The organism is Verrucosispora sp. NA02020, from assembly GCF_013364215.1.
Classification (GTDB): domain Bacteria; phylum Actinomycetota; class Actinomycetes; order Mycobacteriales; family Micromonosporaceae; genus Micromonospora.
In genome coordinates, this window is the sequence record NZ_CP054923.1 from 876,147 (window position 1) to 896,308 (window position 20,162).

General features: G+C 71.9%; 24 protein-coding genes. 13 read left to right on the forward strand and 11 right to left on the reverse strand.

Annotation, left to right across the window (positions count from 1 at the left end):
- Positions 1 to 20 precede the first annotated feature (20 nt).
- Together HUT12_RS03670 and HUT12_RS03675 are read right to left on the reverse strand one after the other, a co-directional pair.
- Positions 21 to 647 (reverse strand): DUF1003 domain-containing protein, encoded by a 627-nt coding sequence (locus HUT12_RS03670; RefSeq protein WP_131053967.1) that lies wholly within the window; start codon positions 645 to 647, stop codon positions 21 to 23.
- Positions 640 to 1,950 (reverse strand): CBS domain-containing protein, encoded by a 1,311-nt coding sequence (locus tag HUT12_RS03675; protein WP_176092474.1) that lies wholly within the window; start codon positions 1,948 to 1,950, stop codon positions 640 to 642. Before HUT12_RS03675 ends, HUT12_RS03670 begins: the two co-directional genes overlap by 8 nt.
- A gap of 81 nt (positions 1,951 to 2,031) precedes the next feature.
- Between HUT12_RS03675 and HUT12_RS03680 the strand changes: the two genes are divergently transcribed.
- Both HUT12_RS03680 and HUT12_RS03685 read left to right on the forward strand, forming a co-directional pair.
- Positions 2,032 to 2,901 carry a PhzF family phenazine biosynthesis protein gene (locus HUT12_RS03680; RefSeq protein WP_176092475.1) on the forward strand — a complete coding sequence of 290 codons (870 nt, stop codon included), beginning with the start codon at positions 2,032 to 2,034 and terminating at the stop codon, positions 2,899 to 2,901.
- A gap of 32 nt (positions 2,902 to 2,933) precedes the next feature.
- On the forward strand, positions 2,934 to 3,440 hold the full coding sequence (locus HUT12_RS03685) for a hypothetical protein (protein WP_176092476.1): 507 nt from the start codon (positions 2,934 to 2,936) through the stop codon (positions 3,438 to 3,440).
- Positions 3,441 to 3,457: 17 nt separating this feature from the next.
- Here HUT12_RS03685 and HUT12_RS03690 read toward each other — a convergent pair whose 3' ends face one another.
- Positions 3,458 to 4,201, reverse strand: coding sequence for an HAD family hydrolase (locus HUT12_RS03690; protein ID WP_176092477.1), 744 nt, complete (start codon positions 4,199 to 4,201; stop codon positions 3,458 to 3,460).
- Positions 4,202 to 4,308: 107 nt separating this feature from the next.
- Here HUT12_RS03690 and HUT12_RS03695 point away from each other — a divergent pair, with 107 nt between their 5' ends.
- The gene (locus tag HUT12_RS03695; protein WP_176092478.1) at positions 4,309 to 5,229 is read left to right on the forward strand and encodes a DMT family transporter; all 921 of its coding nucleotides are present in this window, start codon (positions 4,309 to 4,311) and stop codon (positions 5,227 to 5,229) included.
- Here the strand turns inward: HUT12_RS03695 and HUT12_RS03700 are convergent.
- Both HUT12_RS03700 and HUT12_RS03705 read right to left on the reverse strand, forming a co-directional pair.
- Positions 5,226 to 6,071 (reverse strand): SDR family NAD(P)-dependent oxidoreductase, encoded by an 846-nt coding sequence (locus HUT12_RS03700; RefSeq protein ID WP_176092479.1) that lies wholly within the window; start codon positions 6,069 to 6,071, stop codon positions 5,226 to 5,228. The two genes, HUT12_RS03695 and HUT12_RS03700, sit on opposite strands and share 4 nt — an antisense overlap.
- Before the next feature lie 112 nt (positions 6,072 to 6,183).
- Positions 6,184 to 6,690 (reverse strand): DUF4190 domain-containing protein, encoded by a 507-nt coding sequence (locus tag HUT12_RS03705; protein WP_176092480.1) that lies wholly within the window; start codon positions 6,688 to 6,690, stop codon positions 6,184 to 6,186.
- A gap of 118 nt (positions 6,691 to 6,808) precedes the next feature.
- Between HUT12_RS03705 and HUT12_RS03710 the strand changes: the two genes are divergently transcribed.
- Entirely contained in the window at positions 6,809 to 7,714 is a 906-nt protein-coding gene (locus HUT12_RS03710; RefSeq protein WP_131053961.1) for an SDR family NAD(P)-dependent oxidoreductase, read from the forward strand.
- A 6-nt stretch (positions 7,715 to 7,720) separates the two neighbouring features.
- Here the strand turns inward: HUT12_RS03710 and HUT12_RS03715 are convergent, their stop codons facing one another.
- From HUT12_RS03715 to HUT12_RS03725, 3 genes are all read right to left on the reverse strand, one after another.
- Positions 7,721 to 8,260, reverse strand: coding sequence for a DUF4190 domain-containing protein (locus HUT12_RS03715; protein WP_176092481.1), 540 nt, complete (start codon positions 8,258 to 8,260; stop codon positions 7,721 to 7,723).
- Positions 8,261 to 8,658: 398 nt separating this feature from the next.
- On the reverse strand, positions 8,659 to 9,066 hold the full coding sequence (locus tag HUT12_RS03720) for a CoA-binding protein (protein ID WP_176092482.1): 408 nt from the start codon (positions 9,064 to 9,066) through the stop codon (positions 8,659 to 8,661).
- A gap of 30 nt (positions 9,067 to 9,096) precedes the next feature.
- Entirely contained in the window at positions 9,097 to 11,160 is a 2,064-nt protein-coding gene (locus HUT12_RS03725) for an intein-containing Rv2578c family radical SAM protein (RefSeq protein WP_176092483.1), read from the reverse strand.
- A gap of 92 nt (positions 11,161 to 11,252) precedes the next feature.
- Here HUT12_RS03725 and HUT12_RS03730 point away from each other — a divergent pair, with 92 nt between their 5' ends.
- Complete coding sequence (locus HUT12_RS03730) at positions 11,253 to 11,657, forward strand: thiol-disulfide oxidoreductase DCC family protein (RefSeq protein ID WP_176092484.1); 405 nt, start codon at positions 11,253 to 11,255, stop codon at positions 11,655 to 11,657.
- Here the strand turns inward: HUT12_RS03730 and HUT12_RS03735 are convergent.
- From HUT12_RS03735 to trxA, 3 genes are all read right to left on the reverse strand, one after another.
- Positions 11,636 to 12,523: an HTTM domain-containing protein gene (locus HUT12_RS03735; protein ID WP_176092485.1), complete on the reverse strand. Its 888-nt coding sequence runs from the start codon at positions 12,521 to 12,523 to the stop codon at positions 11,636 to 11,638. The two genes, HUT12_RS03730 and HUT12_RS03735, sit on opposite strands and share 22 nt — an antisense overlap.
- Positions 12,520 to 12,960 carry a hypothetical protein gene (locus tag HUT12_RS03740; RefSeq protein ID WP_176092486.1) on the reverse strand — a complete coding sequence of 147 codons (441 nt, stop codon included), beginning with the start codon at positions 12,958 to 12,960 and terminating at the stop codon, positions 12,520 to 12,522. Before HUT12_RS03740 ends, HUT12_RS03735 begins: the two co-directional genes overlap by 4 nt.
- 148 nt (positions 12,961 to 13,108) lie before the next feature.
- On the reverse strand, positions 13,109 to 13,471 hold the full coding sequence (gene trxA, locus HUT12_RS03745; protein ID WP_131052627.1) for a thioredoxin: 363 nt from the start codon (positions 13,469 to 13,471) through the stop codon (positions 13,109 to 13,111).
- A 541-nt stretch (positions 13,472 to 14,012) separates the two neighbouring features.
- Here trxA and HUT12_RS03750 point away from each other — a divergent pair.
- From HUT12_RS03750 to HUT12_RS03785, 8 genes are all read left to right on the forward strand, one after another.
- Entirely contained in the window at positions 14,013 to 14,489 is a 477-nt protein-coding gene (locus tag HUT12_RS03750; RefSeq protein ID WP_176092487.1) for a hypothetical protein, read from the forward strand.
- 70 nt (positions 14,490 to 14,559) lie between these two features.
- On the forward strand, positions 14,560 to 15,183 hold the full coding sequence (locus HUT12_RS03755) for an RNA methyltransferase (RefSeq protein WP_176092488.1): 624 nt from the start codon (positions 14,560 to 14,562) through the stop codon (positions 15,181 to 15,183).
- Between the two features lie 82 nt (positions 15,184 to 15,265).
- Positions 15,266 to 15,949, forward strand: coding sequence for a TFIIB-type zinc ribbon-containing protein (locus tag HUT12_RS03760; protein ID WP_357211784.1), 684 nt, complete (start codon positions 15,266 to 15,268; stop codon positions 15,947 to 15,949).
- 115 nt (positions 15,950 to 16,064) lie between these two features.
- A complete protein-coding gene (locus HUT12_RS03765; protein WP_007455302.1) occupies positions 16,065 to 16,223 on the forward strand; it encodes a hypothetical protein in 159 nt (52 codons plus the stop codon).
- A 6-nt stretch (positions 16,224 to 16,229) separates the two neighbouring features.
- Entirely contained in the window at positions 16,230 to 17,105 is an 876-nt protein-coding gene (locus tag HUT12_RS03770) for a PH domain-containing protein (protein WP_131052630.1), read from the forward strand.
- Positions 17,106 to 17,207: 102 nt separating this feature from the next.
- Positions 17,208 to 17,990, forward strand: a complete 783-nt coding sequence (locus HUT12_RS03775; protein WP_176092489.1) for a SigE family RNA polymerase sigma factor — start codon at positions 17,208 to 17,210, stop codon at positions 17,988 to 17,990.
- Positions 17,987 to 19,264, forward strand: coding sequence for a hypothetical protein (locus HUT12_RS03780; protein ID WP_176092490.1), 1,278 nt, complete (start codon positions 17,987 to 17,989; stop codon positions 19,262 to 19,264). The genes HUT12_RS03775 and HUT12_RS03780 overlap by 4 nt, the downstream gene beginning before the upstream one ends.
- A 24-nt stretch (positions 19,265 to 19,288) precedes the next feature.
- Positions 19,289 to 20,149, forward strand: a complete 861-nt coding sequence (locus tag HUT12_RS03785; protein ID WP_131052633.1) for a PHP domain-containing protein — start codon at positions 19,289 to 19,291, stop codon at positions 20,147 to 20,149.
- Positions 20,150 to 20,162: the final 13 nt, after the last annotated feature.

Sequence of the window (20,162 nt, forward strand, 5' to 3'; positions counted from 1 at the left end):
GAGCCAGTCGATGACCAGGGTCAGGAGTGTCGGGGGCTGCCGCTGCCGCGCCGGCCGTCCCCGGGGAGGTCCCCGTCCATCTCGTCACGGGGCTCGTCCAGCGGGTCGGCGTCGTCCCCCCGCGCCGCCGCACCCTCCCGGAGCCGCCGCTCCAACCGCAGGCGCCGCTGCGCCGCCTCGTCCAGTTCCTCGGCCATCCGGGCCAGCTCGGAACGGAGGAAGTCCCGGGTCGCCACCTCACCCATCGCGATCCGCAACGCCGCGATCTCCCGGGCCAGGTACTCCGTGTCGGCCTTCTGCATGCCCGCCCGGCGCCGATCCTCGTCCAACGCCACCCGGTCCCGGTCGGCCTGGCGGTTCTGGGCCAGCAGGATCAGCGGCGCCGCGTACGACGCCTGGATGGAGAGGACCAGGGTGAGGAACGTGAAGGTGTACGGGTCGAAGCGCAGGGTCGTCGGGGCGAGCGTGTTCCAGACGAACCACAGGGTGATGAAGAGCGTCATGTAGACGATGAAGTTCGCCGTACCCATGCCCCGGGCGATCGCCTCCGACCAGCGACCGAAGGTCTCCTGGTCGACCCGGGGCAACCTCAGGCCGCGCGGTTCCCGGGGCAGGTCCAGCCGCTCGGTCCGCCGCTGCTCAGTCATCGACTCGCTCCGTGCTCACGTCGGTGGACGCCGCACCGTTCGCGGCATCCGGTGCAGGGCTCGGCACGGCGTCCCGGTCCCGCCAGTCCGCAGGCAGCAGGTGGTCCAGCACGTCGTCGACCGTGACGGCACCCACCAGCCGGTTGTTCAGGTCGATCACCGGCATCGCGACCAGGTCGTAGGTGGCCATCCGGCGGGTGATCTCCGGCAGCGGCGTGGCCGGGCGCAACGGGTCGATGTCGTTGACCACCACCCCGCCGAGCAGGTCGGCCGGCGGCTCGCGGAGCAACCGCTGGAAGTGCACCATGCCCAGGTAGCGGCCGGTCGGTGTGGCCATCGGCGCGCGGGACACGAACACCTGCGCGGCGACCGCCGGGGAGAGCTGCGGCTCCCGGATCCGGGCCAAAGCCTCCGCCACCGTCGCATCCGGCGGCAGGATGACCGGCTCCGAGGTCATCACGCTGCCGGCCGTGCCCGGGGTGTACTTGAGCAGTTGCCGCACCGGATCGGCCTCGTCCGGCTCCATCAGGTCGAGCAGCACGTCCTGCTCCGGCGGCGGCAGCTCACCCAGCAGGTCGGCGGCGTCGTCCGGATCCATCTCCTCCAGCACGTCGGCGGCGCGCTCCCGGCCCAGCGCGGTGAGGATCTCCACCTGGTCGCGCTCGGGCAGCTCGCTCAGCACGTCGGCCAGCCGGGGGTCGTCCAGCGCCGCCGCGACCTCGTTGCGGCGGGCGTCCGGCAGGTCCTGCAACGCGTTGGCCAGGTCCGCCGGGCGCATGTCCTCCAGCACCGCCAGCAGGTTGGCGGTCCCCCCGGGCTCGGCGAGGCCGCTGAGCCCGCGAACCTTCTCCCACTCGACCTGCTGGAGGTTGCCCCGGCGGGCCAGCCGGCCGGTCTGCTCCCGGGCCGCCACCCGGGTCAGCGACCATTCCCCGGCCCGGCTGCACTCCATCGCCACGTCCACCACCGTCGCCGCCCGGTTCTCCGGGCCGAGCTGCACCCGACGGTCGAGCAGCTCCTGGAGCACCAGCAACTCGTTCGGGCGCTTCTCGAAGCGGCGCAGGTTCAACGTGCCACTGCCCAGCACCACCGCGTCCGCGTCGATCGAGATGATCCGGTTGATGGAGAGGAAGATGCGCCGCCGCATCGGGATCTCGGCGACCAGGCCCACCACCTCGGGCGGTCGCTGACCGGCGCGGAGGCGGCCCACCGCGTCGCGTACCCGGCCCACCTGGTCACCGTTCGGATCGAAGACGGCGACTCCGGCGAGACGGGCGAGGTAGACCCGAGTCGGCGTGCTCACGGGCACCAGCCTAGGGCGTACGCGGAAGTCAGCGCCCGGCTGTCACTTCCGGACAGCCCGGAGGGCCTAGTCTTTACCAACATGTCGACCTTGGCTTACGAGATCGTGGACGTCTTCACCGACCGTCCGTACGCGGGGAACCCGCTCGCGGTGGTCTTCGGGGCCGACGGGTTGGCCACCGAACAGATGCAGTCGCTGGCCCGGGAGTTCAACCTCTCCGAGACGGTCTTCGTGCTGCCCGCGACCCAGGTCGGGGCCACCTACCGGGCCCGGATCTTCACCCCGAACGAGGAGTTGCCGTTCGCCGGCCACCCCAGCGTGGGAGCGGCGGTGACCGCCAGCCGGCGGGGCCTGTTCGGAACGGGTCAGGTCAGCCAGGAGTGCGGTGCCGGGGTGCTCCCGATCGAGGTGACCGACGGCGGCGCCACGCTGACCGGCGGCACCCCCACCCTCGGGCCCGAGTTCGACCCGGAGCCGCTGCTGGAGGTGGCCGGACTGGCGGCCGGCGACCACTTCGGCCCGGCACCCCGGGTGGCCGGCTGCGGGCTGGAGTTCCCGTTCCTGCCGGTACGCCCCGACGCGCTGGCGAGGGCCGAGGTCAATCCGGTGGCAGCCCGGCGGTACGGAATCGAACACGTGAGCGTCTTCTCCTGGAACGCCGACGCGCAAACCGCACAGGCCCGCGTCTTCGTCCCCGGCCTCGGCGTACCCGAGGACCCGGCGACCGGGTCGGCCGCTCTCGGCCTGGGCGTGTGGCTGGTCGCCAGTGGCCTGCTGCCCGGCGAGGGCCGTTCCACGTACACCGTCCGACAGGGCGTCGAGATGGGCCGCCCGTCGACGCTGAGCTGCACGGTGACCGCCGCCGGTGGCACGGCGCTGGGCGCCAGCGTGGCCGGTCACGTCATGCCGGTGGCCCGGGGCGAGATCCTGGTGCCGCCGTTCGTCGGCTGACCGACCGGGCACGCGTACGGGAGGATGTGGTGGTGACCGACGAGCGTGAGAGCACCCCCCTGGTCGACGAGGCGATGAAGAAGGCCTCGGTGGCCTGGGTCGCGGTGGCGGGTGGACCGTCGCTCGCCCTGTGGTGCGTACCCCTGGAGAGCGCCCTGTTCGTGGTCAGCGGGCCGGGGGAGCAGTCCGCCCCCGGGTTGGCCGAGGTCGACGAGGCCCGGGTGACGCTCCGGGGCGACCACGGCGGCGCGATCGTCACCTGGCCGGCCCGGGTGACCCGGGTGCGGCCCGGCACCGACGAGTGGGACACCCTGGCTCCGCTGGTCGGAGCGAAGCGGCTGAACGCCACGGGCACCACCGCCGACCTGGTCGCCCGCTGGGCCGCCGACGACTGCGCCCTGGTCCGGCTCTCCCCCGGCGGTACGCCCGTCCACGGTGCCGACCTGCCCGCCGACTCGCTCGCCGAGCCGCCCAGACCCACGCCGGCCGTCCGCGCCGTCCGCAAGCCGTTCCGGCTGCACCGCGTCCGGCGACGCTGACCGCAGCGCCGCCCCTGCTACGACACCGTCACCGCTGCGGCCCGCCCGGCTGGTAGCCGCTGCCGTCGGTCGACCTCCGTCGACTCGACCAACTCGACGACCTCACCGAGGGCGCCCAACGCCCGACCGGTCCACTCGGTGTCGACGTTGAAGACCAGATGATCGACCAGGTCCGGGGCGGCCAGCCGGGCCGCGCTCAGCCCGGCCCGCCGCGCGCCCGTCAGCTCCTGGCTGCCGCCGTCGCCCACGTACAGGCACTCCTCCGGACGCAGGCCCAGCCGCGCGCACGCCGCCAGGTACAACGCCGCGTCCGGCTTGCAGCGCCCCACCTGCACCGAGTAGATCCGCACGTCCAGCAGCGGCGCGACGGCCAACTCCGGCAGGAGCACCGGCAGTTCGTGCGTACAGTCGCTGATCACACCGGTCCGGATGCCCCGGTCCCGCAGCGCCCGCAACGTCGGGACGGCCTCGTCCCGCAACCGGGTGTCGCCCCGTACGGCGTCCAACCGGGCCGTGGCCGCCGCCCGCAGCGCCTCCTCGGTCGGCCGTACGCCGGCCTGCTCGCACAGCCAGCGCAGGGTCGCCTCGGCACTGCCGAAGCGCCCGGCGGCGCGCTCGTAGAACGTGCGGTCGAGCAGCTCGACGAAGATGTCCGGCGGACAACCGAGCAACTGGGCGGTGACGCGGTGACCGGGACCGCGCTGGACCGGACGGGTCAGCGTGCCGAAGAAGTCGAACAGCACCGCCTGGAACCTGGGCATGGGGGAGCGCCTCCGGACGGGGTGAGGGGGGTCCCGACGGGCTGCGCATGATCGTAACGGACCGCTGACGGAAAGTGGTCATCGCGGTCGTGTGAGGATTGCGTCTCGTGCCACCCGAACCACACCGTCCCCCGGTCGACCTGCTGACCACCGGCGCACTCGCCGTCGCCGTGGTGGCGGTCTCCTCGTCCGCGCCGCTGATCGCGTTCGCCGCCGCGCCCGCACTCGCCATCGCCTTCTGGCGCAACGTGCTCTCGGTCGCCGTGCTGAGCCCGTACGCGCTCACCCGCCGGCGGGCCGAGTTCCGCTCCCTGCTGACCGGCGCGAACCGGCGTCAGGGCGTCTTCTGCGTACTCTCCGGGGTCGCTCTGGCCGCGCACTTCGCCACCTGGATGCCGAGCGCGAAGCTCACCACGGTCGCCGCCGCGACCGCACTGGTCGCCACCCAACCGGTCTGGCAGGGGCTGATCGCCCGCCTCCAGGGCCGCCGACTGCCGCTGGGCGTCTGGGCCGGCATCGGAGTGGCGGTGCTCGGCGCGGTCCTCGCCACCGGCGCCGACTTCACCGTCTCCGGCACCGCCTTCGCCGGCGACCTGCTCGCCCTCGCCGGTGGCCTGTTCGGAGCGGTCTACACCGCGCTCGGCGAGCGTGCCCGGGTCACCGTCAGCACCGCCACCTACACCACCATCTGCTACGCGGTGTGCGGACTCGTCCTGTTGGTGATCTGCCTGGTCGGCCGCGTGCCGTTGGGCGGCTTCGACACCGGCACCTGGCTGGCCGTGATCGCGCTTGTCGCCGGGGCCCAACTGCTCGGCCACTCGATGTTCAGCTACGCGCTGCGGCGGATCCCGGCCACCACGGTCAGCGTGCTGATCCTGCTGGAGGCACCAGGCGCCGCCCTCATCGGCTGGGCCTGGCTGGGGCAGTTGCCCGCCGCGTCGAGCGTGCCCGGCCTGCTGCTGCTGTTGGTCGGTGTCGCCGTGGTGGTGCTGGCCAGCGCCCGGTCCGCCCGCCGGGTCACCCGCTAGGAAGGGAGGCCGACCGCCGCCGCGCTGGCCGCCCAGAGCCGGGCCGCGAGCTGCGGATCGGACGCCTTGCGCAGCGGACGACGCGGTCGGCAGTCGAAGTAGTAACCGCCGCCGGTCAGGCGGGCCCGATCCTGGTTGGCCAGCCACACCAGCGTCTGCGCCCCCTTCACCGGGCCGCGCAGCGGCAACAACCGCATCCCCAGGGCCACCAACCGGCTGTCGCTGCCGAACCGGGTCCGCACCACGCCGGGATGGAAGCAGTACGAGTCGACGGCCGGCCACCGCCGGGCCGCCTCGGCCGTGAACAGGATGTTGGCCTGCTTGCTGGTCCCGTACGCGCCCATCGGGCGGTACCGCCGCAGTGGCCGGTTCAGGTCGTCCGGATCCAACGAACCACTACGGTGCGCGCCCGAGGCGGTCACCACCATCCGCCCGACCCGGTCGGCCAACAGGTTGCTGAGCAGGAACGGCGCCAGATGGTTGGCCTGGATGGACAGCTCGAAACCGTCGACCGTGGTGATCGGCTGGAGCACGATCGCACCCGCGTTGTTGGCCAACACGTCGATCCGGTCGTACGCGGCCCGCACCTGCTCGGCCAACCGGCGTACGTCGTCCAGGGCCGCGAAGTCGGCGCGGAACGTCTCGGGACGCTCGCCGGACGCCTCGCGTACCTCGTCGGCGGCCGCCCGCAGCCGGGCCGGGTCCCGCCCGACGAGCACGAGCCGGTCACCCCGGCGCGCCAGGTCGATCGCCGCCGCCAGCCCGATGCCGGAACTCGCTCCGGTCACCAGCACGAGTCGACGGCCGGTGACGTCATCCGCAGGTCCATCCACCCCGGTCACGGCACGAGATTACCGTGATCGCCGGTCCCGCCGAACCTCGACTTTCCCGTCGCCGTGACGACCGCCGGACCGGCCGCCCGCCCCGAATCCCGGCCGGGGCGGGCCCACCTGTTCAGACGGTGGTCACGGCGGTGGCCCAGATGACGAAGATCGCCACGTAGACGAGTACCACCAGCGCGAAGAAGGCGGTGATGATCCAACCGACGATGATGGCCGCCTTCGCCATCCCCTCGCCCTCCTCGCCGGTCTCCCGGATCTGGCGGATGGCGACATGCCCCATGATCGCGCCGATCGGAGCGGTGATGCACGAGCCGATCCCGATCAACGAGAGGATCAGGCCCACCAGGGCCAGCGAGTTGGTGCTCCGCTGCGGGTAGCCGTAGCCGTATCCGGGTTGGACCGGCGGCGGGTAACCGGGCGGCGGGTACGGCGCGGGAGCCGGCGGAAAATCAGACTTCGCCGCGTACGAGTCGATCGGCGGGTAGGGATCGGTCGGCTGGTACGGGTCGTACCCGGCGGGCTGGGAGGGGACCGACAGGAGCGGATCGGCCGGCGGACTGGAAGGCTGACCGGCCGACGCGGGGTCGGGCCAGCCACCGGCCGGTGGGGGCTGTGTCATCGGGCTCACTTCCGTCGCGATGTGGTGGCAGCCAGGGTAGCCATCGCGGGGTAGGGCGCGACGCGCCCGGCAGCGGGTGCGCGTTGCCCGGCACGGCGGCAGCAGGCAGGATCGCGGCATGGGGATTGACGCGCGCGCGGCGGACCGTTCCGGCAGCAGACCGAGGCGGGACGTCAGCCGCCCGGGAGTGGCCCGCCGCCCCCGCCCGGTGACCACACCGAGCGCGGCGGAGGACGACGCCCCGGCATCGTTGCCCGAGCCGGTGACCATGCGACTGGACGGCAAGGTCGCCCTGGTGACGGGGGCAGGTAGCGCGGACGGGATCGGGTACGCCACCGCCCGCCGACTGACCGACCTCGGCGCCCGGGTGGCGATCGTCTCGACCACCCGCCGCATCCACGAGCGGGCCGGTGAACTCGGGGTCACCGGGTTCGTCGCCGACCTCACCGACGAGTCGGAGGTCGGCGCGCTGGCCGACGCCGTCGCCGAGCAGCTCGGCGACGTGGAGGTCCTGGTCAACAACGCCGGGCTGGCCAGCCGGGCGAGCCCGGAGGTGCTCCGGCCGGTCGCCCAGCTCAGCTACGAGGAGTGGCGTGCCGAGATCGACCGGAACCTGACCACCGCGTTCCTGTGCAGTCGGGCCTTCATCGGCGGGATGGCCGAACGCGGCTGGGGTCGCATCGTCAACCTGGCAGCCACCGCCGGGCCGGTCAACGCCCTGCCCACCGAGGCGGCGTACGCGGCGGCGAAGGCCGGGGTGGTGGGCCTGACCCGGGCTCTGGCCATGGAGATGATCGCCGACGGGGTGACCGTCAACGCGGTCGCGCCCGGCACCATCTACACCGCCGCCTCCACGATGGCCGAGATCAAGCAGGGCCTGGGGACTCCGGTGGGCCGCCCCGGCACCCCCGACGAGGTGGCCGCGGCGATCACCTTCCTCTGCTCACCGGCGGCGTCGTACATCACCGGGCAGATGCTGGTGGTCGACGGTGGCAACAGCGTGCGGGAGTCGCAGTTCCGCTGACCGTGGTCAGGTGTTCGTGCCGCTCGATCCGGCCCAGATGACCAGCGCCAACCAGCCGCAGCAGGCCACCAGGTAGAGGCCGGTGAAGATGTAGCTGAGCGCCAGCCCCCAGGTGGCGAGCTGAGCGCCGTCCTCGCCGCTGGTGCGGAGCTGGCGCTTGGCCAGGTGACCGAGGGCGATGCCGGCCGGGGCGAAGACGAACGCGAAGACCAGCGACAGGATGGCGAGTACGTTCGTGCCGCCGCCTCCGCTGCCAGGCTGGGGTGACGGCGGCCCGTACGGGCCCTGCGGCGCGTACGGCGGCTGCTGCCCCCACTGCTGCCCGTGCGGCGGCTGCCCCGGATGCTCGTACGACGGCTGTCCGTACGCAGGCTGCCCGTACTGCTCTCCCGAGGGCCGACCGTACGGGTCACCCTCGGGCAGGCCGTACTGATCACCGGTCGGGCCGTACCGGTCGCCGTACGGCTGTGCGTGCGGTGGCTGGTGACCGCCCGGCGGCGGCTCGTAGGGCGACGGCGGCTGATCCGGCTCCGGTGGCTGGCTCACGTTCGTCGACGTTACCCGCAGTGATGGACCCTGTCCCCACGGTTGTCAGGAAGGCCCCGCCCAGCTGCCCGACCCTCCTCGGCGGCGGCTGTCGAGCTGAACCGTTCGTGCCGGTATGGTTTCTGGCTGGCCGTCTCGCTGGTGTCCTTCGGGGCGACTGTCGAGCTGAACCGTCTGTGCCGTCGTTGCTCTCGGCCGACACGATGCGGGCAGCGTGATCTGTCTTCGCTCTCAGCTCGATAGGGCCCGTGCAGGTATGACACGCCGGTCGCCGGATCGCCACCCGGCTCCGCCGAGGGGCGCCCTGCCCGCATCGGACCCCTCGGGCGCATCTGACCGGCCGCATCGGCTGAGCTGCACCGGCGGCAGCAAGACCGCGCCGGTTCAGTCGCGCCGGTTCAGTCGCGCCGGGTCAGGCCGGCGGCGGCGCGCTCGACGATCAGGCAGCGGTCCTCGACGTAGTCGATGCCGGCCTGCTCCGCGATCTCCCGTGCCTGCGCGGAGACGATGCCGAGCTGCAACCAGACCGCCGGGGCACCGATCGCCACCGCCTGGCGGACCACCTCGACGGCGTCCTCCGCCGGGCGGAACACGTCGACCAGGTCGACCGGGTGCGGGATGTCGGCCAGGGAGCGGTAGACCGGTTCACCGAACAACTCGTCGGCGGTCGGATTGACCGGGACGATCCGCCACCCGTACCGCTGCATCTCGGCCGGTATGGCGTGCGCGGCCTTGCTCGGGTCGCGGGACGCGCCCACGACGGCGATCACGGCGGAGTCGGCGAGGATCTGCTGAGCGGTACGCACCAGCCGACTCTATCCGCGCCCGGAGGGCCCTCAGAGCAGGCTGAGCTGTTCGGGGGCGGCCGGGGCGGGCGTGGTCACCTGACGGTGCTCACCCGGATCCGGCCGGTACAGCCCGTGCCGCCGGGCGGCGATGCGCACCCGTGCGGTTAGCTCCCGTTGGTACGACTGCGGGGCGTACGCCCCGGCCCGGTACAGCTCCCGGTAGCGGGGCACCAGGGCGGGATACTCCCGGGCGAGCCAGTGCGCGTACCACTCGCGGGCGCCGGGACGCAGGTGCAGCGGGAGCGGCGTCACGCTGGCCGCACCGGCGGCGGCGATCGCGGCCACGGTGGCGTCGATCGACTCGTCGGAGTCGCTGAGGCCGGGCAGGATCGGCGCCATCAGCACGCCCACCGCGAAGCCTGCGTCGGCGAGCTGGCGTACGGCGTCGAGCCGCCGCCGAGGGCTCGGCGTGCCGGGCTCGGCCGACCGCCACAGCCGCTCGTCGACGAAACCCACCGAGAACGACACGCCGACCCGGGTGACCTCGGCCGCCTGCCGCAACAAGGGCAGGTCCCGCAGGATCAGCGTGCCCTTGGTGAGGATCGAGAACGGGTTCGCGAAGTCGCGCAGCGCCTCGATGATCGGCGGCATGAGGCGGTAGCGGCCCTCGGCCCGCTGGTAGCAGTCGACGTTGGTGCCCATCGCCAGGTGCGCGCCCCGCCAGCGCGGCGCCGCCACCTCCCGCCGGACCAGCTCCCCGGCGTTGACCTTGACGACCACCTGCCGGTCGAAGTCCGCCCCGGCGTCGAAGTCGAGATAGGTGTGGGTCTTCCGCGCGAAACAGTTGTGGCTCACCACTCCGTTGGCGATGAAATCGCCGGTTCCCGTGGTGATGTCCCAAAGCGGCAGGTCGAGCCCAAGAGCTTCGATCGTTGCGACCTTGAGCCGCGCGCTGCATTTCACCGCAGTGCCATCCATCGACCGCTTGCGGGTGATTGCGGGATCGGTCAGGTGGAAGAAGCGTAGCCGTTTGGCCAGACCTCCTGTCAACCGCAGGTTGCGAACCCGGTTGGGTAGTCCGTGATCTTCGAGAACGAAGTGGAGACCCAGATGACGTAGCGCCGCCGCCGTCCAGCTGAGGATGTCGTCATCCTTGTTGGAGATCCGCAACACACCCTGGCTGCAACTACCTTCGGCGTCGAAGATGCCTGCGAGAAAACCGCGGTACCAGTCGTCGTCGGGCTGGTCCGGCCAGACGATTAGCGCTCTGACGGCGTCGACATCGGCCGCTCTGGAAGTGCGGATCGCCTTCATCGCTCTGCGGTTCGTCCGTGCCGGCGCGAAGGAGAACCAGGTGGTCTCCACTCCGAAGGCAGACAGGTATCGGTGCGTCCGGCGCAGCGCTTCCTCATCGACCAAAGCAAGCCGAAACCGGTGCACTGCCCCGTACGGGTATCGGTAGGTGCCCAGGTTGCCGTCGCCGCGGATCATCCCGCAGAGGTAGCCACGCCGATATCCATCGTTTCCCTTCGGGCCGGTCGCGAAGTGGCCTGTGCCGATCAGGCGGTTGTTCGTCGTCAGGTAGGAACGTCGGCGGTGACCGTTCATGGCGCCGATGACGTGTTTCCAACCCCGTTCGGTCAGAAAGCGGTGGTCACCGCTCGCGATCAGTGTTGTTCCGTCCTCGAGAGTGACTCTGTACGCGGGCTTGGTCGTCGACCACTTGGCCAGCACGGTGGTCACCACGTAGCGGCGGTAAGCGCCCCTTCGTTCTGTTCCGTAGATGTGATCGCCGACCTCCAGCTCGCGTAGCTCTCTGGTGCGTCCGTCAGCCATCAGGATCGGGGTGTCGCCCGAGAGGCAATAGACGCAGGCATGGCTGCATCCCCGGTATGGATTGATCGTCCACTCGAACGGGACGCGGGAGGTGCCCGGGACCTTGTTCAGGATGGACTTGGCGCGTACCTCGTAGAAGGTCATGCCGGCGAAGTCGGGGGTGTCGAAGGTGCGCACGATCGCGTCGGGCAGCGCCAGCGGCAGGGGTGGCGTCGCTGGCGCTGCCCTTCCAGGATCTCCCTCGTCCGGGGGAGCGGCGAGGTTCTCCCAGCGCATGACCGCTATTCGAACACACGTACGACACCGCTGCAAGTGGCACGCCGGACACCGTGGTGTGCACGGGCCGGTGGCGGGGGAGGATGGCAGGTATGGAGAGGTCGACCTTCGTCTACGACGGGGACTGCGCGTTCTGCACCCGCTGCGCCGAGTTCATCGAGCGCCGGATTCCGACCGGCGCCACGGTGCTGCCCTGGCAGTTCGCCGACCTCGACCGGCTCGGGCTGACCGAGGCCGAGTGCGAGGAGGCGGTGCAGTGGGTCGGCGTCGACGGGCACCGGGCCGCCGGTCCGGACGCCATCGCCGCGCTGCTGGCCGGCAGCGGCCGACTCTGGCGGATCGCCGGGGCAGGGCTGCGGTTCCCGCCGGTACGTGCCGTCGCCTGGCCGGCGTACCGCTGGGTGGCCCGCAACCGGCACCGGATGCCGGGCGGTACGGCCGCCTGTTCGCTGCCGCAGGAGACGCGCGACCGCCTCTACGGTCCGTCGGCGGGCTGAGCGCCGATCCCCACGTCCGGTGTGGCGCGGTCGCCCGAGGTCCGACGGGTCAGCAGTCGTCGGGCCAGGACCACCGGACGGACCTTCTCCAGCGGCAGGAAGCTGGTCATGGCGACCAGGTGCGGTGCGAACGAGATGGTGATGGTCGCGATGGTGACCAGGTGGAACGAGTAGAAGAAGCCGACTGTGGCGTGCCGCCACCGGGCCGGGATCACGAAGATCGCCGGGCTGAGCAGCTCGAAGGCGAGGATGCCGAACTGGGCGACGAGCAGCAGGTGGGGCACCTGGGCGAGCAGGTCGGCGAGGTCGGTGCCCCGGCGGATGATCGCCTTGGCCAGCACCGAGCCGGTCGCCCAGTCCAGGCCGCCGAAGCGGAACTTGGCCAGGGCGGCGAGGAAGTAGGTGCAGATCACGGCGATCTGGGTGACCCGCAGGGCCCAGCCGCCGGCCTCGGTGGGCGTGGCGTCCCCGTGTCGGGCGCGGCCTGCGGTCGGTAGCACCGCGAGCGCGACGAGCAGGGCGAACCGGTCGTGGTCCACCTTCCCGTAGCTCATCGCGACGATCATCCACTGGAAGTAGAGGGCGAAGACCGTCCACCCGAGTAGCCGGGGCGCCCGTCCGCTGGCGGCGGCCAGGGCGAGCAGCAGCAGGGCCCAGAAGACGACGCCGACCAGCGCGGGCTCGGGTGTGGGCAGCGGCAGCAGGCGGCCGACGAACAGTGGTTGGTACATGTCGCCGGGCACGTCCACCTTGGCGCGTACCCACGGAGTGAAGACGACCAGGTCGGCGGCGACGAAGAGGTAGATCAGGGTGCGGAAGGCGGCGACCCGGCCGCGGGGCACCGCCTCGGTCAGCCAGCGGATCACGGGTTCACCTGCCAGCGCACGACCGTCTCGTCGGACCACAGTCCGGTGGGCCGGCGGTCGGTGATGTCGTGCCAGCGGATCACGATCCGGACCTCGGTCAGCCGGGGCGCGTCGGGCTGACGCCGCGCGTACGCCTCGGCGATCTCGCGCAGTCGGCTCGGGTCGGCGACGAACTGGGCCTGCTGGCCCTCGATCTCGGCGCGGCGGATGCCGGTCGCCCGTTCGCCGAGGTCGACCACGCTGCCGGTCTGGTCCACGCCCTCCACCCGGGTGTCCGGGGCGTCGGCGTCGGCCGGGTCCGAGGTGGAGTACATCCGGAAGGGCCCGAACGGGAAGTGGTCGTCGTCGCCCCAGGCCGTCCCGGCGAGCAGGAGGGTCAGGCCGAGTGCGGTGGCCGCCACCCGGATCGCGCGGCCGTGGTTCGTCAACACATCCATCGGATGCCGAAGATACGGCACGGAAGCCCTGGTACGGCTCCCGTCGACCGGCCTGTGTCGCAAGTGTGACGGGCCGGGCCGGTGGTGGCGGGCACACGCACCGACGGCCGGGCCCCCGGTTGTCGGGCCCGGCCGTCGGTGGGGGAGGTCAGTGGTTGTGCTCGGCGAGCTTCTTGCGGACGTCGTCCATGTCGAGCGCCTGGACCTGCTCGATGAGGTTCTCCAGGGCCGACTCGGGCAGTGCGCCGGGCTGTGAGAAGACGATCACGCCGTCGCGGATGGCCATGATGGTCGGGATCGAACGGATGTCGAACTTGGCGGCGAGGCCCTGCTGCGCCTCGGTGTCCACCTTGCCGAAGGTGATCTCGGTGTGCTTGTCCGAGGAGCGCTCGTAGACCGGGGCGAACCGCTTACACGGACCGCACCATTCGGCCCAGAAGTCGACCAGCACGATGCCGTCGCTCTCGGTCACCTGGTCGAAGTTAGCCGTGGTCAGCTCGACGGTTGCCATGTCTATCTCTCCGATCACGCGGAACGTCTACCCCTGGTGGAACCCGACCGTACCCCGACGCATTCCCGCCGGGGTGCCACCAAAACCCGGTCCAGGTCGCCTTGGGAGCCTTTGTCCACATCGATCGTCATCGGTCTTGTGGTGCGTCCGCAGATCGCAAATGCACGTCGCAATTGCGTGACCGGTTGTGATGGGAGCGGTTCCAAGGAGATCAGGCCCAGTAACTGCTACGACACGGTAACTTTGGCGTTGACGAGGACCGATTCGACCTGCGGAGATCGCTTCTGGGCGGATGTTTGGTCACGTTGGGTAATGTAACGAAAAGATAAATGTGACCTCGGTCTCTGTGCAGTCGAAGGGTCGTACGGCAGAATCTTGAAGCATCAGAGCGTGGGCGGCGGGTGCCGGGGAGGGCCCCGCCGCTCATTGCGTCCGGCCCCGGTTGTGACCGCTGAGTCCGACCGGTGTGGCCACCGCAGAACGGCCCTTCTTTCCGCCTCCGGCCCGACCCGGCACATATGCTCGAGCCGGAGGTCCCGCCATGAGCGAGCGCAGTGCGCAGGTCACGATCGTCGCGGGCTATTCCGCCACCGAGTGGGAACTGCTCACCGGGCTGCCCGGCCGCGTGATCGTGGTCGCCGCCCGGCCCGGCCCGGGACGCGCGTACTCGTCGGTGGCCGCCGGTCTCGCCGGACTGGACGCGGTCGCGGCCGGCCGGGTCTTCGACAGCGATCTCATCCGGGCGGTGGTGGCCACCGTCTACGCGCGCCACGACGGTGCGTCGGAGTCCGGCGCGGAGCCTGACGATCCGGCGGACCTGCTCGCGGCGTGCCGGACGGCGGTGCGGGTGCTGGAGCGGCGGGCCGACCCGGCCGACTCGGCGGCGTACCGGCAGTGGGTCCAGTCGGTGGGTGCCCGGGTGTGCCGTACCGCGTCGGCGGTGGTGCCGGGCGCGGAGCTGGCTCCGGCCGACCGTCGTTTCCTCGACCGGCTCGGTGGCGCACTCGCCCTGCGCTGAACCCCGCTCCTCGGCCGGGCGCCAGGGGCGCGCCGAAACTGGCGCGGCGGCGCGCGTACCCTGCGTGGTCGTGACCGGTGAGCAGCTCGACGTCGGCGTGGGCCCGTGGCCCGGCGACCCGCCGGACGACCCCCGCTACGACCCGGAACTGCTTGCCGAGGGCGACCGGCGCAACGTGGTCGACCGGTACCGGTACTGGCGTCGCGAGGCGGTGGTCGCCGATCTGGACGAGCGGCGACACGACTTCCACGTGGCGATCGAGAACTGGCAGCACGACTTCAACATCGGCACGGTGGTCCGCAACGCGAACGCCTTCCTCGCCGCCGAGGTGCACATCGTCGGCCGCCGCCGGTGGAACCGGCGCGGGGCGATGGTGACCGACCGCTACCAGCACGTACGGCACCACGAGACGATCGAGCAGTTCGCCGACTGGGCGGCCGGGCAGGACCTGTCGCTGGTCGGGATCGACAACCTGCCGGGCTCGCGTCCGATGGAGACCACCACGCTGCCCCGGCGTTGCGTGCTGCTGTTCGGTCAGGAGGGCCCCGGCCTCTCCGACGCCGCGCGGGCCGCCTGCGACCAGCTCTTCTCCATCGCCCAGTACGGCTCGACCCGGTCGATCAACGCGGGCGTGGCCAGCGGGATCGCCATGCACGCCTGGATCCGCGCGCACGCCGGTCCGCCGCCGGGCTGAACTGCCGCCACGCCGGGGTAAAGGCGCCGCTCCGCTTGACGGCTCGCCCGGACGGGGCGACGGTGGAGTGGTGACTGTTGCGGTGAGTTGTCCCAGATGTGGGGGGTCCGTGCGGGCACCGGACCTGATGCACGCCGAGTCGCGCTGCCCGGACTGCGGGCCGGTGGCGCCGCTGCACGTACCCGAGAACATCGGTGCGGAGATTGTGGCCAGCGTGGTGGAGCGGATCCAGTCGGCGGCACGACCGGCGCAACCGCCGGTCCCGCTGTGGTGCCCGTGGCCGCTGCCTCCCGGCTGGACCACCACCGGCGTGGCGTGGGCCGGTGACGACCGGATCGGGGTACGTGCCACCGCCGTCGCCTGTGCCGGCCCGGCGCCGCTCGGCGGTGGACCGGCCGATCTGGTCTTCGTGGCCGAGGAGCCGGGCGTCGGCCTGGGCACGCGGTACGCGGGAGTCCCCGGCCCGGACGCCGGTCCGGAGTTGGCCGAGGCGTTGACCGAGCCCGGTCCCGGGCATCCCGGTCATGTCGGGCGCGCGGGGATCCGGGTGGCCGGTCATCCCACTCCACTGTGGCTCGTGAGTTCCCTGACAGATCGAAGCGCGTACGCCGGCGAAGCTCGGGGAATGTGGCTGTATGCGATAGCCTGGCCGGCGAGTGCGGGGCATCTGCTCGCCGAGGACGTGCTCCTGCACGATCTGGTCGAGTGGACGCCGCCCGAACTCGTGTACGGCGCACCATCTCCGTACCTGCACGGGAAGGCCTGACGGCCCCCCGGAATGTCGGAGAACGGACGCAGATATTCACGGTACGACACCACGCTGATACTCTGGGTGCCGCTGAGGTAATCGGAACCCGGCGCCGTGCGAGAGGATGGCCCCCATGGTCAAGAAGGTCCTCACCTGGGCCGGTATCGCTTTCTTGATCTTCTTCGTAGCCTACCGGCCAAATTCTGCCGCAGACGTGTTCAAGTCTCTGGGCGGCGGGATCATGGACATCGCCCAGGGCTTCGGCGACTTCTTCACCAGCCTGGTCGCCTAGCCTCCGATGGGAAGCCCCTCCGGCCCACCCTTCGACCCCGACGACCCGGACCGGGCGCGCCGGGAACGCGACACCGAGCCGATACCCCGGATCGATCCTGACGACGGTCCGGGCTTCGGGTCCGGTGCGCGGCTCTCCGACGGGCCCGCCTTCTCCGACGACGCCGGCTACGGCGACGGCCCGGCCTACTCCGGGGAGACGCGCTCCGAGCGGGCCTGGGTACGCGATCCCGAGGGCGGCTACCAGCCCCCGCAGATCTCCGAGGAGGAACTGGCGGGGCTGCGCTCCGACGCCAGCGGCATGACACCCCGACGGGTGCTGCCGCTGGAGGACGAACCCAGCTCGCTGGTCGCCCGCTATCTCTTCCCGACCGAGCGTTACCGGGGCGAGTGGAAGCGGCACTGGATCCATCTCGTCACCCCGATCCTGATCGGGATCGCCGCCACCTTCGTGCTCGGCTACCTCTCCGGCTTCCTGGCCGGGCAGAACGTCGGCGCGCTCACCACGATCGCCGTACTCCTCTGGTTCGGTGTGATGGGCTGGGTGGCCTGGAAGGTCGCCGACTGGTGGTACGACAGGTTCATCCTGACCAACAAACGGGTGATGGTCGTCAACGGCATCATCACCCGGCGGGTCGCAATGATGCCGCTGGTCCGGGTCACCGACATGAAGTACGAGCAGACGCCGGCCGGGCGGGCGCTCAACTACGGCACCTTCGTGCTGGAGTCGGCCGGTCAGGAGCAGGCGCTGCGCGAGGTCAAGAACCTGCCCAACCCCAACGAGCTCTACCTGCGTGTGGTCGAGGAGATGTACGAGCCGCAGGCAGTCGAGGCGCGGTTGGGCAAGGAGCAGGACGAGGCCAAGGCCGACGACGGCGCCTGAAACTTTCCGACCGAACATCGGAGCCACTGCGCACCTTTCGCCCTCGACCCGCTACCCCGGGCCGTGGCAGGCTGCCGAGCAGGATCAGTTCGGGGGTGGCGTGTGGGCGGTAGCAATCCGTTGGAGGACGAGTTCCGCGACTTCGTCACGGCCCGTTCCGCCGCGCTGCTGCGCACCGCGTACCTGCTCACCGGTGACTGGGGCACCGCCGAGGACCTGCTCCAGACCGCGCTGACCAAGACGTACCTGGCCTGGAAGCGCCTCGGTGGTATCGAGGCCATCGAGCCGTACGCCCGGCGCGTCATGGTCAACACGTCGACGAGTTGGTGGCGGCGTCGCTGGCACGGCGAGCGACCGACCGAGGTGCTGCCGGAGCGCGCCGCCGCCGACGCGATCGAGCAGCAACTCGACCGTGACGTGCTCTGGCGGCACCTGCGCGCACTGCCCGCCCGGCAGCGCGCGGTGCTGGTGCTGCGCTACTACGAGGACATGTCCGAGGCGCAGACCGCCGCCCTGCTGGAGATCTCGCCGGGCACCGTCAAGAGCCAGTCCTCCCGCGCCCTGGCCACCCTGCGACGGCGACTCGGCGCGGAGGAGGCGATCACCCTCCCCGGCGCACCGACGACCCCGGCCTCATCAGCGGCCACACCCACGCCGGCGGCCCGCCGGGCCGGTCGCCCGACCACCCGGTCCACGCCCACCACCCGGTCCACGCCCACCGCCAGGCTCCGCCCGGCCGCCGGGTCCGACGTACCACCTCCGGCCGACGCGCCGCCTTCTACCGGCCGAGGAGACCCACAGGTTCCGGCCCTACGACCCGGGTCACCGCCCGAGGCGGCGGCGCCGCGGCAGCCGGACGACGCCCTGGTCGGAGAGCACCGGTGAACACCGTTTCCGGAGGTCGTGACAACCAGAGCGGGGCGCCGGAACGTCTCGTCAACATGTCGCAGGACGAGTTGGAGCGCGCCGTCCGGGAGACGTTCTCCCGGCAGGTGGCGACCCCGCGCGCCCCGCACGACCCGGCGGGTGCCGTGCTCCGCCGGGCCCACCGCATCCAACGTCGCCGCACGGTGGCCGGAATGAGCCTGGCCGCGTCCGCGATCGTGCTGGTCAGCGTCAGTGCGATGCACCTACGCGACGACCACCCGCCGCCCGGCGGCACGGTCGTGATCGCGGATCCGTACCCGGCACCGGACACGTACCGCACCGTCCTCCCGTCGCCCGGCCCGCGCACCGAGACTCCGCTGGCCGAGGTCGATCTGCTGGTGAACCGGACGATCGCCACCGCGCAGGGCCGCCGGGTGACCCTGATCGGGATCGGTGCGGTGGAGCGCGCACACCGTCTCACCGACGGGCGGGGCTGGCTGGCGGTCGGCGAACCGTCGCTGGCCGGGCGATCGCTCTGGGCGGTGGCGGCCGACGGGACCGCCCGGGTGCTGCTGGCGGGCGCCGACGAGATCGTCCTCGACCGGGACGGCCGGCAGGTCGCCTGGAAGCAGGACCGGGTGCTGGCCGCCGCCCGCATCGTGGACGGCGAACTGGCCGGCACCGTACGCGCCGACGCGCCGACCACGGCCGTACCGCTGCGGTTCGTCGACGGCGCGGTGCTGGTGCGACTCGACCCCGACCTTCCCGGGCACGTGCTCTGGCCGCTGCGGCCGGGCCCACTCGACGAGGGCACGGACCGGACCAGCCAGCGGATCTTCGGCGCACTGCCGGACGGACGCCTGGTCGGCGAGGTGTCCGCCGAGACGCCCGAGGACGCCTGCCTGACCCTGCTCGATCCGGTGGCCCTTCGCCCACCCGAGCCGCCGGCCTGCGGCCCCACGATCGAGGGAGCCGGCCTCGGTGCGGTCTCCCCGGACGGGCGGTGGCTGCTGGTCAACGGGCGCGTCGGCGAGCAGGACCGGGCGCTGCTGGTCGACCTGACCCGACTCGATTCGACCCGACTCGATCCGACCGTCCCGGTCCGGCCGGCCGGACCGGCGATGACCGGCGCGGTGTCCTGGAACCTGCCGGACGTGGCGCACTACGCCGACGCGACCGGTGCCCTGGTCCGGGTGGACGCCGAGCGGGTCCGCGCCGGTCGGTCCGCCGTCCGGGTCACCGTCCCCGGTCTGCGCGACGACGAGCCGCTGGTGGTGGTGACCGGTGGCTGACCGCCGGCCCGGTAGCGTCGGGCGATGACCCACCGGATCGACCTGCACACGCACTCCACGGCCAGCGACGGCACGCTCGCTCCCGCCGAGCTGGTCCGGGCCGCTGCCGAGGCCGGGCTGGACGTGGTGGCGATCACCGACCACGACACCACCGCCGGCTGGGCGCCGGCCCTGCGGGCGCTGCCGCCCGGACTGCGCCTGATCCGCGGTGCGGAGCTGTCCTGCCGGTGGTACGGCGAGCAGCCACCGATGTCGCTGCATCTGCTGGCGTACCTGTTCGACCCGGACCATCCGGAGCTGGTCGCCGAGCTGACCCGGATGCGGGCCGCCCGGCTGGCCCGTGGCGAACGGACCGTGGAACTGCTGCGTGCCGACGGTGTCGACGTGCGATGGCCGGAGATCCTCGCCACGGCGGGCGGTGGGACCGTCGGGCGACCACACATCGCCCAGGCGCTGATCCGGGCCGGGCTGGTCGCCACCACCAGTGCGGCGTTCGGACCGGAGTGGCTGGGCGAGCGGTACCGCCTGCCGAAGGAGGACATCGACGTCTTCCACGCGGTCCGGCTGGTCCGGGCGGCCGGCGGGGTGCCGGTCTTCGCCCACCCCCGCGCCAGTCGACGTGGCCCGGTCGTGCCGGACACGCTGATCGCCGAACTGGCGGCGATCGGCCTGGCCGGTCTGGAGGCCGACCACGAGGACCACTCGCCCGCCGAGCGGGCCCACGTCCGTGGACTCGCCGCCGACCTGGGCCTGCTGGTGACCGGGTCGTCGGACTTCCACGGCACGCACAAGACCGTCCGGCTCGGCGCCTTCACCACCGCGCCCGAGGCGTACGAGCGTCTCGTCGCCGCCGCGTCCGGGGTGACCGAGGTCGCTTCGGGCTGACCTCGCGTTCCGC